The following is a 13,786-nucleotide window of genomic DNA, read 5'->3' on the forward strand; positions in this document are numbered from 1 at the left end:
GTGTCGGCTCAACCGCTTGGGGGCTAGCTTTGCTCCGGCCGCGCCAAGCCTGGCTTGTGCGCGGCGAGCAGCGCCGGCGGCAGGTCGAAGAGCCGCGGCCCGGCGGTATAGAGCAGCCCCGCCTCCACCCGCCGCCCCGGGAAAACGATCGCCAGCGCGGCGGCATAGGCGCCGAGCTGGGCGAGGTGATAAGCGGGAATCTCGTCATGGTTCGCGGGCGGCCGGCGGCCGGTCTTGAAGTCGACGACGCGCACCGCCTCTGCCGTGACCAGCAGCCGGTCGACGGTGCCCGACACGACGGTGCCGTCGTCCAGCGTCGCGGCGATCGGCGCCTCCGCCAGCGCCTCCGGACCGAACAGGTCGGCGAAGCGCGGATCGTCGAGGATCGACAGCACGCAATCGACGATCTCCGCGCGCGCGACCGGATCGGCGAGGCCGCCGGCGCCGGCCAGCCAGCGATCGGCGGCACCCGCCCGGTCCGACGGCGCCAACGCCGGCAATCGTTCGAACAGCGCATGGTAGAGCCGGCCACGCTCCGCCGCGGCGCGCATCGCGGCGGCGGGGGGCGGATCGCTGACCTCGTCCTCGCCGAGCGCGGATGGGGCGAGCGGGCGCGGCGGTCGACTTTCCTGCGGCGCGGCCCGGCGTGCCCATGCCGGGACCGCGGCACGCTCGGTCGCCTCGCTGACCACGGGCGGGCGCGGCTTGGCCGGCGGTTGCGGCTCGCTGCCGGCGAAGCTGCGCGCGCCCTCCCCTACGGCGCCGAGCGCGTCGAAGGCGCGGGCGGCGGCGGCATACCAGCTCGCCTCGGGCGGCACGCCCTTGGCCCGCGGGCCGAGTGCCCCGCTGATCACCAGCCGTTCCTCGGCGCGTGTCGCGGCGACGTAGAACAGCCGCCAATGCTCTTCGAGCTCGCGCCGTTCGAGTTCGCTGATCGCCGTGTCGAGCGGCCCGCCCCGCTCGGCCGAGCGGGGGCGGAAGATCGGGATCGGCTGGGCACCGGGCTCGGGCGACCAGCGCACCAGCGTACGTGGCGCAGCGGTGGGATCGACCGTGGCATCGGCAAGGATGACGAGCGGCGCCTGCAGACCCTTGGCGCCGTGCGCGGTCATCACCCGCACCGCATCGAGTGGCGCCGAGGGATCGCGGACGATCTCGACGTCGCCGCGGTCGAACCAATCAAGGAACCGCTGCAGCGACGGCGTCGAACTGGTCTCGAACAGCAGGGCGGCGTTGAGCAATTCCTCGATCGGGTCGCGCGCCTCCTCGCCCAGCCGGCGGATCAGCTTGCGCCGGCCATCGAGCGGCCCCGACAGCAGCGCCTCGAGGAATTGATAGGGCGTGTCGATGTCGGCGCGGCCGAGCATGGCGCGCAACGGCGCGAGCCGCTCGTCGGACTGCGTGTCGGTCAACCGCGACCACAGGCTGCCCGCGGCGCGGGGAGCGGCCGCCATCAGCTCATCCTGCGTCCAGCCGATCAGCGGCGAGACGAGCAGGCTGGCGAGCGACAGATCGTCGTCGGGCTGCAGCACGAAGCGGATGGCGGCAAGCAGGTCCTGCACGGCGAGCGGCGCATTGAGCCGCAACCGATCGACGCCGGCGACCGGCACGCCTTCCGCGTAGAGGCGCGCGACGATCAGCGAGGCAAGGTCGCCGCGGCGCTTGACCAGGATCATGACGTCCTCGGGGCGCAGCGGCCGGCCCTTGCTTTCCAGCATCAGCCCGCCCTTCAGCCAGTCGCGCACCGCACGCGCGATGCGGACCGCCTGTTCGCGCACCGCATCGTCGATCCAGGCTTCCTCGTCCTCCTCGCTGCCGCCGGCGACGACCGGCGGCCACAGGTCGACCCGGCCCGGGCCGGCGACCTCGCTGGCGTGGCGTTCGAGATCGCCGGCGATGCCGAGTCCGGGATCGCCGATCGCCGCCACCGCCGCATCGACGAATTCGAGTACCGGCCGGGTCGAGCGGAAGGAATGGGTCAACGACAATTGGTTGAACGGCAGGCCGCGTTCCTGCTCCGGCCAGTCGAGGTCGCCCGCCACCGCCGCGGCGCGCTGCGCGAAATGACCCTCCGCCCAGCGGAAGTTGATCGGATCGGTGCCCTGGAAGCCGAAGATCGCCTGCTTATAGTCGCCGACGGTGAACAGCGTCCGCGTCGCCGGCGCGAACACGCCGCGGCCGACGAAGAACTCCGACGCCAGCGCGGTGACGATCCGCCACTGGTTGAGGTTGGTGTCCTGCGCCTCGTCGATCAGCACATGTTCCGTGCCCTGGTCGAGCTTGTAGCGCACCCATTCGCCGATGCCGGGCTGTTCGAGCAGCCGGACGGTGACCGCGATCAGATCGTCGAAATCGACCGCGCCGATCCGCCGCTTCGCCGCCGCATAGGCGCGCGCATAGTCGCGCCCGACCGCCAGCCCTGCGGCGAGCAGATCGGCATAGGCGGCGCGGCTGGTCAACGACAGCAGGTCGAGGCAATGCGCGCCGAGCTCGGCGGCGAGATCCTCATAGTCGGGCTCGGCATCGACCAGCTTCTTCGACGCCTTGCGGGGCTCGTTCTTGCCGGTCAACACCGTACCGGCCAAATCCTCCAGCGTCTGCGCGCGAGATGCGGGCGACGCCGCCAGCCAGGCATCGAAGCGCGCGGCATGGCCGAGCCCCGTCGCCGTCGCCCAGGCGCGGTTCGCCGCCGCCAGCCGCTCGATCACCCCTGTGTCGATCAGGTCGCAGCCCGAGGCCAGCGCGTCGCCGATGTCGCCCTGGGGCAGGTCGAGTGCGCGGCGCAGCCACGGCTGGATGCCGCTCGGCAAGACCTCCAGCGCCGGCAGCGACCGCGCGCAGGCGAGCAGGAAGGCTTCCGCCCCGCCCTCGCCGAGACGCAGCGACAGCGCGCCGATCGTGTCGATCGGGGTCAGCCGCCCCTCGCGCTCCGCGTCGGCGAGCAGCTGGGCGAGCGTCTCGCGCGCCAGCACCGCCTCCTCGCGCGCCTCCAACGGGCGAAAGCCGGGGGTCAGCGCCGCCTCGACCGGGAAGGCGGCCAGCAGGCTCTGGCAGAAGCCGTGGATCGTCTGGATGCGCAGGCCGCCGCCCGGCGCGTCGAGCACGCGCGCGAACAGGGTACGGGCGCGATCCTGCAACGCCGGCGTTGCCCGCTCGCCGAGCGCCTCCAGGTCGGCGGCCAGCTGGGTCGGCGCCATCCGCACCCAGGCGGCAAGCCGAGTGTTGATCCGCTGCGCCATTTCCGCCGCGCCCGCCTTGGTGAAGGTCAGGCAGAGGATCGCCGAGGGCTGGACGTCGCGCAGCAACAGGCGAAAGACGCGCGCGGCCAGAACCTGCGTCTTGCCCGTCCCGGCGGAGGCGGACAGCCAGACATGCGCCTGCGGATCGCTGGCGGCGGCCTGCGCACCCTTCAGCCGCGGCAGGGTGGCGAGCGTGTCAATCGCGGCCATACCATTCGTCCCGGCGCATCAATTGGTCAAATTCGGCATAAGGGGCGTATTCGGGCACCAGCTTGGCCGTGAAGGGGGCGTCCCCGGTCAGCCAATTCCCCGCCGCCTCGACGAAATTGGCGACGGCAATGGTGGTGAAGTCGGCGGTGACGATCCGGTCGCGCTGGCCGTCGGGATGAACCGGCGTATCGATATAGCCGAACTGGTCGCGCTTCTTGCCAAGCGACCAATATTCGAACGCCGCCGCCTTGCCGCGGACATCGGCGAAACCGCCCCGTTCCGCCAGCGCGCCGAGCAGGCCAAGCTGAAGGCTGTAGCCTGCCCGTACCGCGGCGGCGGAGGGCGGCTTGCCCGTCTTGTAATCGACGATCGCGAGGCTGCCGTCGGCTAGCCGGTCGACGCGATCGTAGCGGCCGGTCAGCACGATGCCGGCGATCTCCGCCTTGCCCGCCCCTTCCGCACTGGCGACCTGGCGCCCGTCCGCCGCCTGCGCCTCGACCTGGCGCGCGATCCAGTCGATCGCCTCCATCAGCCGCGGCCGCCACAGCGCCCGCATCATCGGATGGGTGCGCTCGTCAGCCAGCATCGCGTCGGCCCGCGCGATCAGCGTCGCCGGTGCGCAGCGATCCTGCCGCCACCATTCCTCCAGGATACGGTGCACCTCGGTACCGCGCCATGCCGCCGTCGGGTCCGCATCGACCGGGTCGAGCGGCATCAGCGCCAGCACCCGGCGGGCGTAAAAGGCATAGGGGTCCGCCTTCAGCCGGTCGATCTCGGTGACCGAAATCGCCTTGGGCCGCAGCGCGGCGGGCGGCACCGGTGCGGGCCGGTCGGCGGGACGATATTCCCCCGGCGCGTCGAGCGCATGGACCCAGCGTTCCAGATCGTGTGCGCGGGTGAAGCGATCCCCCGCCATCGCCTGCAGCCGCAACCATAGGCGCGACGCCAGCGTCGGCCCCGCTGCATCGCGCCGCGCCCGCGTGACCAGCGCCGCCGGCGCCCCCAGCGCCTGGCCGAATTCGTGGGCTGCGACGCCCACCGCATATTCGAGACCCGGCAGCCCCAGCGCCATGCGGATACGCGGCGCCAGCCAGGGATCGGGTGCCGGCCGCCCCGGCCACACGCCCTCGTTGAGGCCGCCCAGCACCATCAGGTCCGCGGTCTGCAATCGCGCCTCGAGCAGGCCGTAGATGGCGATGCGCGGGTGGTTGCGTCCGCTCGGCAGGCGGACCGCCACCTCGTCGAGCAGCCCGCGCAGCAAGGGCGCGAGCCCGGCCGGATCGACGCGCGGCGGCCCGGCGGCGGCGGCCGCCTCCAGATCGTCGATGAACTGCGCCGCCGCCCGCCCCGGCAGGCCCGCCCAGAGATCGTCGCCGCACAGACTTTGCGCCGTCTCCCGCACACAGGCGAGCATCGCCGCCATCGGCTGGGCGCCATCGTCGAACGTCCGCTCGATCGGACGCAGCAGCGCGGCCGCCTCCTGCCACCAGGCCAGCGCCTGCTTGCGGCCGTTGCGTTCTAGATGCGCGGCGATGCCGTCGAGCCCCGGCGCCGGCCGCGGGCCGCGCAAGGCGCGGTCGAGCCGGCGCACGCCGTCGAGCCACGCTAGTCGCCGCTCGCCGGTGCGCACCAACGGATGCTTAAGCAGCGCGAGCAAGGCGAGCGGCGCGAACCGCTGCGCGGCCGCCTCCGCCAGCGCGAGCAGCAGCGTGCCCGACGCATAGAGCGACAGCGGCCGGCCGGCCGAATCGTTGGCGGTGATGCCCCAGCGCTCCAGATGCGCCGCGACGCGCCGCGCCAGCGCCCGATCGGGGGTGACGAGCGCTGCGGTGCGCGCCCCCTCCTCCAGCGCGCCGCGTAGCGCGAGCGCGATCGCCTGCGCCTCTTCCGCCGGCGTCGCCAGCTCGGCGGCGGTGACCCCGGTCAGCCGCCGCTCCTCCGCCTTCAGCGCGGTCCATTTGCCGGTGAAGGCGGCAGGCGCCAGGGCATTGGCGACCGCGCGCCCACGGATCGCGCCGGCGTCGGGCCCAGCGGTGCCCGGCCAATTGGCGAATTCGCCGCGGCCGACGCCCATCCGCTCCATCAGCTGCTTCATGTGGAATTGCGGATGCGTCTCGATTGATCGCCGGACGAGGCCGGTGACCGGGTCCGGCGCATGGGGACCCAGCGCGTCCCATTCCGCCTCCGGCATGGCAAGATCGAGCCCGGCAAAGACGGTCATCCCCGCCGGCGCCTCCGCGACGCAGCGCAGCAGCCGCGCCACCGCGGGCGCCGGATCGGTGATGCCCGCGGCACAGACGAAGCCTGTCGGCGGCGCCTGCCGCCAGCGCCTTGCCAGCCGGTCGAGCAGCATCCGCCGCCGCGTCGCCGCGTCGATCATGCCGAGCCGTGCCAGCTCCGCTGGCCAGCGCTCGAGCACGATGGCGAAGGTCGACAGCGCGCGCTGCCAATGCTCGCTGAGCTCCGGCGCCAGGTCGATGACGCGCAACGCCGCCGGCGGCACCTCCTCGACCAGCAGCTGATCGAGCGTATGGCAGAGGTCGCCCGCCAGCCGCACCGCTTCGGCGGCGTCGACGGGCTGGCCGGCTCGTGCCCGTTCCTCCTGCACCAGCCGGGCAAGGATCATCCGCCGCTGCATCGGTGCCACCGCGGGCGGCGGCGGATCGAGGTCGTCGGCCGGGTCCAGCGCCGCCCCGACCGCCTCGCCGAGGTCGGCACTGCCGAGCGGCACCAGCCGCGGCAGCAGCAGCCCGCCGCCGCTCGCCCGCACGAAGGCGTTGGTGACCGCGACGACGGCACGATTGTTGGGCAGCAGCACGAGCCCGCGCGCCAACGCCATCGGATCGTCGCCGGCGCGGCGCAGCAGCCCCGCGACCAAAGTATCCGCAAACGCCTTGTGCGAGGGGATGGTGAACAGCTGCGGCCGGCGCGGCTCAGCCATCCGCGATCAGCGCCTCGGTCTTGGGGATCGCCTGCGGCGTGCCGACGTCGAACCACAGACCCTGATGGACCTGCCCGAAGGCGCGACCCGCCTCGATCGCGCGGTTCCAGAACAGATTGGTGGAAAAGGGTCCCTCCGGCCAGTCGACGATCAGCCGCGGATGCAGGATCTGCACCCCGGTATAGACGAAGGGCGCGGTCGCGCCTTCCCGCCGGCGGCCGGTGATGCGACCGTCGGGGCCGAGGCGGAAATCGCCCTGTCCCTTGTGGTTGTTCGCCCGCGCATAGGGAACGACCTGCAGCAGCGCGTCCATGTCCGCATCGTCCCAGCGCGCGGCGAGCAGCTTCAGCGCGTCCACCGGCCCGTCGAGCCAGAGATTGTCGCTGTTGACGACGAGCACCGGATCGTCGCCGAGCAGATGCCGCGCCTTCACCAGGCCGCCGCCCGTCTCCATCAGCTGAGCCCGCTCGTCCGAGAAGACCACCTCGATATCGTCGTAGCGATCGGTCAGATGCGCCTGCAGTACGTCGCCGAGATAATGGACGTTGACCACTGCGCGTTGCACGCCGGCCGCGCGCAGCCGATCGAAGACGTGATCGATCAACGGCTTGCCGGCGACTTCGACCAACGGCTTGGGGCGCGTCGCGGTGAGTGGGCGCATCCGCTTGCCGAGGCCCGCCGCCATCACCATCGCGGTCGCGGGCACGCGGGCGCCGGGGTCGGGGCGCAGCGAGCGCAGCCGGGTCATGCGCCGATCACCAGCGGATCGCCGCGCTTTTCCGGCGGCACGTTGGCGTCGAACCAGGCGGCGACGGGGCGCAGCACCGGCTGCGACAGGTCGCGCTCCAGATAGGCCCAGACCCGCGGGCAGAGCGACGGGTAGCGCGGCTTGCCGTCGCGCTGCCACAGCCGGGTGAAGATGCCGATGATCTTGGCGTTCCGCTGCGCGCCGAGCACGTGATAGGCGTCGAGGAAGGCGTCGCCCGCCCCGGTCGCGGCGCGATAGCGGGCCAGCATCCTGTCCTCCAGCGACGGTTCGACGTCGCGGCGGGCATCCTGCAGCAGCGAGACGAGATCATAGGCCGGATGGCCGGCGAGCGCGTCCTGGAAGTCGAGCAGGCCGAGTTGCCGCTGCGCACCAACCAGCATCAGATTTTCGGCATGATAGTCGCGCAGCACGGTAACGGGCGCGTCGGTCAGGGCATGATCGAACACCACGTCCCAGGCGGCGCGATAGCCGTCCACGTCGACCGCCAGCCCCACGGCCGGGCAATACCATTCGACGAACAGCGCCGCCTCGCGGTGCAGGACCTGGCGGTCATAGGGGGCCAGCCCCTCGGCGGGATGGCGGGCGAGCGCGACGAGCAGGTCGATCGCCGCCTCGTACAGCGGCACCGCCGCCTCGCCTTCCGCATCCGCGGTCTCGCGCAGTCGGGCGTCACCGAAATCCTCGATCAGAACGAGACCCTGGTCGAGATCAACGGCATGGATCGCCGGCGCGGCGAAGCCGTGCGCGCTGAGCCAGCCGGCGACCGAGAGAAACGGGCGCGGATCCTCGTGCGGCGGCGGTGCGTCCATCAGGATCGCCCGCCGCTCGCCCGCATGCACCCGGAAATAGCGACGGAAGGAAGCGTCGCCGGCGAGCGGGACGATCTCCCCCGCCCAACCGTGGCGTGCGAGAAAGGCGGCGGCGCCGCCTGGCGGGGTCATATCGGCCATCGCCGCCTCCATGCCGCGGGGACGTCCGCTGTCAAGATTCGTCCGCCGTCCGAGGCCGGCGCCAGCGTCAGGACGAGTGCATCGGGCCATCGGTCGCCGGCCCGCTCCGGCCATTCGATCAACAGCGCGGAATCGTAGAGCGCGTCGTCCAGGCCGAGTTCGTCGATCTCAGCGGGATCGTCGATCCGATAAAGGTCGACATGGAGCACCGGCAGCCGCACGTCGGGCGGCGCATAAGGCTGGACGATCGCGAAGCTCGGGCTCGGCGCCTCGCCGGCCAGGCCGAGCGCGGCGAGCAGTCCGCGCGCCAGGCTGGTCTTGCCCATGCCGAGATCGCCGCGCAAGGCGATGACGTCGCCGGGGGCGAGCCGATCGGCCAGCCGAGCGCCGAACGCCTCGGTCGCGGCCGGATCGGCGAGGGCGACGACCGTCATCGCCGCGGCAGCTCCACCGTCACCAGCGTCCCCTGCCCCGGTTCGGAGACGAGGTCGATGGTGCCGCCATGCGCCTCGACAAACTGGCGGGCGAGCGGCAGGCCGAGGCCGAGCGCACGTTCGCCGGTCGGTTGCATGCCGGGTTCGGCGAACCGGTCGAAGGCATGCGCCACCGCTTGCGCGTCCATGCCGAAGCCGTCGTCCGACACGATGATCCGCGCCCGCGTCGCATTGCCGTCGGCGTGCAGCAGGATGCGGCCGCCCTCCGGCGTCGCCGCCACCGCGTGGCGCAGCAGATGCTCGACCACCTCCTTCAGCCGCTTGGGATCACCGGTGACGCGCCCGGCGGACCGTGCCAGCTCGATCGCGAAGTCGAGCTTGCGCCGCTTCGCCGCCGGCTGGATCGTCTCCGCCGCCTGCCGCGCTACCGCCGCCAGATCGACGTCGATCCGCTCGACGTCGGTATCGTCGCCGCCCTGGGTCAGATCGAGCACGTCGTCGATCAGCAGCCCGAGCCGCTCGACCGAATCGAGGATCGCCTGCACATATTGGTCGCCCGCGGGGCTCAGCGCGCCGGCATAGCCCGCGTGCAGCATCTCGGCGAAGCCGCTGATCGAGGTCAGCGGCGTGCGCAATTCGTAGCTCATGTTGGCGACGAACTGCGTCTTGACCTTGTCCGCCGCCTCCAGCGCGTTGGCCCGGTCGCGCAACGCCTGTTCGGCGCGGCGGCTGTCGGTGATGTCGAGCATCGTCAGCAGCGCATTGCCGTCCGGCAGCGGCACCGCGGCGAATTCGAAATGGCGGCCGTCGGCGAAGGCGACGCGTCCGCCGCGCTGCTGGCGCTCGCTGGTCGCAGAGCGGACCAGTTCGGGGATCAGCACGGCGCGGTTCGGCGTTGCCAGACGCGAGGCCGCGGCCTCCGCGAAACTGTCGACCCGGGGGTGGCCGGCGAGGAATTCCTCCTCGAAGCCCCAGACGCTGCGCAGCCGGTTGTTCCACAGCTGCAGCTTGCCGTCGGCGGCGAATACCGCCAGCGCCTCGAACAAATTGTCGAAGGTCGCAGTGCGAACCCGCAGCAGCGTGTCGCGCGCGCTAGCCAGCTGCACCTGCTCGGTGCGATCCTCGAAGATGACGAGCAGGCCGCCATCCGGCAGCGGCTGCGCAACGACGCGCAGATGCGTACCGCCCGGCAGATGCCAATTCTCCTCGATCGCGTCCTCGCCGGGGACGAACCAGCTGCGCCGTTCCGCCTTCCAGCTCGGGAAGTCTCGCACCTCCGGCAGGCGGCTGGCCTCACGCATCCGCTCCAGCACGCGGTCGAACTCCGGCCGGTCGGCAAGCCATTCGGCGCGCATCGCGAACATGCGGCGAAACGGCTGGTTACAGAACACCAGCCCGCGATCCGGGCCGAATTGCGCGACGCCGGCCGACAGGCGGTCCAGCATCGCGCGCTGCGCCTCGGCGAAACGCTTGGCGGCGGCGCGGGATTGTTCGAGATCCTCGACATCGACCGCGAAGCCCGCAACCCCGCCGGTCGGCAGCGGCACGTCGTGGATATGCAAGGCGCGGCGCGCGCCATCGATCGTCGCGGGCAGGATCGCCGCTTGCGGACGCCCCGATTCGCGCGCCGTCCGTGCGCCGGCATTGGGGCCACCGCGCCCGGACCCCTCGATCAGCTCGAGCTGCCGCGCGATCACGTCCGCCGCATCGACGCCCTCCACGGCCCGCACATAGGCCGTGTTGACCATCGCCAGCCGGAAATCGGGTCCCCGGTACCACATGGGCAGCGGCGCCGCCTCGATCAGTCCGGTCAGTGCGTCGAACGCCACCGATAGCTCGTCGACCTCGGCGCTCAACCGCGCCGTCTCCGCCTCCGCTTCGGTCGCGTCGATCGCCCACAGCACCACGGCGCCGGTGGCGCCCAGGTCGCCGGGTGCGCGCGCACCGCGCACGGTGAAACTGCGCCCCGATTCTTGGGGATGCAGCGTCCGGACGAAGCCACGGCCGGCGCGTTGCGCCGCCTTGACCTCCGCCGCCAGGGCCTGCGCCTCGTCCGGGGGAAGGCCACCGCCGTCGCCGGTCAGGTCCTGCAGAAAGCGCGGCGCCGCCGCCAGGCCAAACCAGTCGACCAGACGCGGCGGCATTTCGATGCGGCCGTCGGCGCGGATCAGCGTCGCCATGGCGGGGGATACCTGACGAAGCGCCTCCGTCTCGCGCACCCGCGCCAAGGCCTGGGCGGCTTCGCCCCGCCACCGCCAACCCAGGTAGAGCGCGTAGCTGCCGCCGCCGACGAGCAGCGCGAGCACCACCCCCGTCACGACCGCCGCCATCACCGAAAGCTGGATCAACGCTTACCCCTCGCCTGCCCGACCGGGCGCTCGCCGGGCCAAGCTGTAGAACGGATTGCCGGATTGCGGCAATCGTTGAAGACCGGAAACGGAAAGGGCGGCACCTCGCGGCGCCGCCCCCCGTTGCTGCAATCGCGTCGGCGATCAGTAGCGATAGTGATCCGGCTTGAACGGACCCTCGACCGGCACGCCGATATAGCCTGCCTGCTTCGGCGTCAGCTTCGACAGCTGGACGCCCAGCTTCTCGAGGTGCAGCGCCGCCACCTTCTCGTCGAGGTGCTTGGGCAGGACGTAGACCTCGTTCTTGTAGTTCTCGCCCTTGGTCCACAGCTCGATCTGCGCGAGCGTCTGGTTGGTGAACGACGCCGACATCACGAACGACGGGTGGCCGGTCGCGCAGCCCAGGTTCACCAGGCGGCCCTTGGCGAGGACGATGATCTGCTTACCGTCCGGGAACTCGACCAGGTCGGTGCCCGGCTTCACCTCGGTCCACTTGTAGTTGGACAGAGCGGCGATCTGAATCTCGCTGTCGAAGTGGCCGATGTTGCAGACGATCGACATCGGCTTCATCGCCTTCATGTGATCGGCGGTGATGACGTCGGCGTTGCCGGTCGCCGTAACGAAGATGTCGGAGCGCTTCACTGCTTCCTCCATCGTCACGACCTCATAGCCCTCCATCGCCGCCTGCAGCGCGCAGATCGGGTCGATCTCGGTGACCAGGACGCGGGCGCCGCCGTTGCGCAGGCTGGCGGCCGAACCCTTGCCGACGTCGCCGAAGCCGGCGACGGTGGCGACCTTGCCGGCCAGCATCACGTCGGTGGCGCGGCGGATCGCGTCGACCAAAGATTCCTTGCAGCCATAGAGGTTGTCGAACTTCGACTTGGTGACCGAATCGTTGACGTTGATCGCCGGGAACGGCAGCTCGCCCTTCTTGGCGATCTCGTACAGGCGGTGGACGCCGGTCGTCGTTTCTTCCGACACGCCCTTCAGGTTCTTGACGGTCTCGGTCAAATAGCCCGGCTTCTTGGCGATGAACGCCTTGACCGAACGCTGGAACTCAACCTCTTCCTCATTCTCCGGCTCGCCGAAGCTCTGGCCGGCCTCAAGCTTGGCGCCCCACAGCGCGAACATCGTCGCGTCGCCGCCGTCGTCGAGGATGATGTTGGCGGTCTGGCCGTTGCCGTCGTCCCAATCGAAGATCGACCCGACATAGTCCCAATATTCGGCCAGCGTCTCGCCCTTCACGGCGAAGACGGGGATGCCGGCGGCGGCGATCGCCGCGGCGGCATGGTCCTGGGTCGAGAAGATGTTGCAGGTCGCCCAGCGCACGTCGGCGCCGAGCGCGGTCAGCGTCTCGATCAGCACCGCGGTCTGGATCGTCATGTGCAGCGAGCCGGTGATGCGAGCGCCCTTGAGCGGCTGCGATGCGCCGAACTCGTCGCGCAGGGCCATCAGGCCGGGCATCTCGGTCTCGGCGATCTTGATCTCGGCGCGGCCGAAATCGGCCAGACCGATATCCTTGATGACGTAATCGTTGTTCTCGACGGCGATAGCGGTGGCCACGCGACAGGCTCCTCAGACAGGATGGATGGGGCGCCCTTAGCCCGCTTGCCGCCGCCGATCAAATATAAAGATATCTTTATATCTCGTTGGTTCAAGCGGTCCCGGTGTCGGCGACGAGCAGGCGCGGGTCGATCCCCGCCAGGGCGAAGGCGCGGTTCCAGCGGTCTTCGGCGGCCGTGGCGAACAGCAGGCCGTCGTCGCCCGCGACGTTGAACCAGCCCGGCCGGGTCAGTTCGCCGTCGAGCTGCCCCTCGCCCCAGCCGGCATAGCCGAGCGCGACGACGTAGCGGGTCGGCCCCTCGCCGCCGGCGATCGCGCGCAGCACGTCGATCGTGCTCGACATCGCCCAGCGACCGGCGACGTCGATCGTATCCTGGCCGCCCCAGTCGGTGGAATGGAGCACGAAGCCGCGCCGCGGCTCGACCGGGCCACCGAAATGGATCGGCACGTCGGGCGCGGCGCCGTGCGGAATCTCGAACTGGTCGAGCAGATCGTGCAGCCCCAGTCCATCGATCGTCGCACCGATACCGATGCCGAGCGCGCCGGCGGCATCGTGAGAGCACATGGCGATCACGGCATGGTCGAAGCGCGGATCGATCATGCCCGGCATGGCGAGCAGGAACTGACCGGTGAGATAGGTGGGATCGCTCATCGCCGTCGAACATAGGGCGTCGCCCGCGCAAAACCCAAGGTTGAAATCGTCCGCGCTTTCGCCGACCAGTCGCGCTCCCTTCCGCTCAGAGGCCTGCCACCATGACCATCTCCATCGGCGACACCATCCCGTCCGTCCCGCTCGTCAAGGTGACCGCGGACGGTCCTGATACGGTCCAGTCGCAAGACTATTTCGCGGGCCGCACCGTCGCGCTGTTCGCGGTGCCGGGTGCGTTCACCCCGACCTGTTCCGCCAAGCATCTCCCCGGCTTCGTCGAGCGCAGGGACGAACTGCTCGCCAAGGGCGTCGACGAGATCGCCTGCACCGCGGTGAACGACGCCTTCGTCATGGCCGCCTGGGCGAAGTCCGCCGGCGCGGAGGGCATCACGATGCTGGCCGACGGCAACGCTGCCTTCGCCGACGCGATCGGCCTCGCAATCGACGCCAGCCGGTTTGGCATGGGTACCCGCTCGGCGCGCTACGCGATGCTGGTCGAAGACGGCGTGGTGAAGCAGCTGCACGTCGAACAGCCGGGCGAATTCAAGGTCAGCAGCGCAGAGCATCTGCTCACCGCGATTTAACGATCCGCTCCGCGCGCCGAGAGGTGGCAGCGCGCCAACGCTGACGGAGGAGGGCTTCCATGTATTGCAAGGCATACGGCATACCCCCTCCGCCAGCTT

9 protein-coding genes are annotated in these 13,786 nt (G+C 70.8%); 1 reads left to right on the plus strand and 8 read right to left on the minus strand.

The window, feature by feature from the left end:
• Window positions 1-23 precede the first annotated feature (23 nt).
• The 8 genes from addA to D9601_RS07215 form a co-directional block, all read right to left on the minus strand.
• Entirely contained in the window at window positions 24-3,449 is a 3,426-nt protein-coding gene (addA, locus tag D9601_RS07180; RefSeq protein WP_198353144.1) for a double-strand break repair helicase AddA, read from the minus strand.
• The gene (gene addB / locus D9601_RS07185) at window positions 3,436-6,390 is read right to left on the minus strand and encodes a double-strand break repair protein AddB (RefSeq protein WP_198353145.1); all 2,955 of its coding nucleotides are present in this window, start codon (window positions 6,388-6,390) and stop codon (window positions 3,436-3,438) included. Before addB ends, addA begins: the two co-directional genes overlap by 14 nt.
• A complete protein-coding gene (locus D9601_RS07190; protein ID WP_198353146.1) occupies window positions 6,383-7,138 on the minus strand; it encodes a nucleotidyltransferase family protein in 756 nt (251 codons plus the stop codon). Before D9601_RS07190 ends, addB begins: the two co-directional genes overlap by 8 nt.
• On the minus strand, window positions 7,135-8,100 hold the full coding sequence (locus tag D9601_RS07195; protein ID WP_198353442.1) for an aminoglycoside phosphotransferase family protein: 966 nt from the start codon (window positions 8,098-8,100) through the stop codon (window positions 7,135-7,137). Before D9601_RS07195 ends, D9601_RS07190 begins: the two co-directional genes overlap by 4 nt.
• A complete protein-coding gene (tsaE, locus tag D9601_RS07200; protein WP_198353147.1) occupies window positions 8,097-8,543 on the minus strand; it encodes a tRNA (adenosine(37)-N6)-threonylcarbamoyltransferase complex ATPase subunit type 1 TsaE in 447 nt (148 codons plus the stop codon). The genes D9601_RS07195 and tsaE overlap by 4 nt, the downstream gene beginning before the upstream one ends.
• A complete protein-coding gene (locus D9601_RS07205) occupies window positions 8,540-10,873 on the minus strand; it encodes a sensor histidine kinase (RefSeq protein ID WP_198353443.1) in 2,334 nt (777 codons plus the stop codon). Before D9601_RS07205 ends, tsaE begins: the two co-directional genes overlap by 4 nt.
• A 162-nt stretch (window positions 10,874-11,035) precedes the next feature.
• Window positions 11,036-12,454, minus strand: a complete 1,419-nt coding sequence (ahcY, locus tag D9601_RS07210) for an adenosylhomocysteinase (RefSeq protein WP_198353148.1) — start codon at window positions 12,452-12,454, stop codon at window positions 11,036-11,038.
• A gap of 91 nt (window positions 12,455-12,545) precedes the next feature.
• Window positions 12,546-13,106 (minus strand): YqgE/AlgH family protein, encoded by a 561-nt coding sequence (locus D9601_RS07215; RefSeq protein WP_198353149.1) that lies wholly within the window; start codon window positions 13,104-13,106, stop codon window positions 12,546-12,548.
• 101 nt (window positions 13,107-13,207) lie between these two features.
• On the opposite strand from D9601_RS07215, the gene D9601_RS07220 reads away from it, so the two are divergent.
• Complete coding sequence (locus tag D9601_RS07220) at window positions 13,208-13,687, plus strand: peroxiredoxin (RefSeq protein ID WP_198353150.1); 480 nt, start codon at window positions 13,208-13,210, stop codon at window positions 13,685-13,687.
• The last annotated feature ends 99 nt before the right edge of the window (window positions 13,688-13,786 follow it).

Origin of the sequence: Sphingomonas sp. MA1305 (assembly GCF_016107325.1) — a bacterium.
GTDB lineage: Bacteria > Pseudomonadota > Alphaproteobacteria > Sphingomonadales > Sphingomonadaceae > Sphingomonas.

Bases quoted from the DNA above. Each gene is read 5' to 3' on its own strand.
- D9601_RS07190 (WP_198353146.1), bottom strand. From the start codon at position 7,138: ATGACCCGGCTGCGCTCGCTGCGCCCCGACCCCGGCGCCCGCGTGCCC.
- D9601_RS07220 (WP_198353150.1), top strand. From the start codon at position 13,208: ATGACCATCTCCATCGGCGACACCATCCCGTCCGTCCCGCTCGTCAAG.
- D9601_RS07215 (WP_198353149.1), bottom strand. From the start codon at position 13,106: ATGAGCGATCCCACCTATCTCACCGGTCAGTTCCTGCTCGCCATGCCG.
- addB (WP_198353145.1), bottom strand. From the start codon at position 6,390: ATGGCTGAGCCGCGCCGGCCGCAGCTGTTCACCATCCCCTCGCACAAG.
- tsaE (WP_198353147.1), bottom strand. From the start codon at position 8,543: ATGACGGTCGTCGCCCTCGCCGATCCGGCCGCGACCGAGGCGTTCGGC.
- D9601_RS07195 (WP_198353442.1), bottom strand. From the start codon at position 8,100: ATGACCCCGCCAGGCGGCGCCGCCGCCTTTCTCGCACGCCACGGTTGG.
- addA (WP_198353144.1), bottom strand. From the start codon at position 3,449: ATGGCCGCGATTGACACGCTCGCCACCCTGCCGCGGCTGAAGGGTGCG.
- D9601_RS07205 (WP_198353443.1), bottom strand. From the start codon at position 10,873: ATGGCGGCGGTCGTGACGGGGGTGGTGCTCGCGCTGCTCGTCGGCGGC.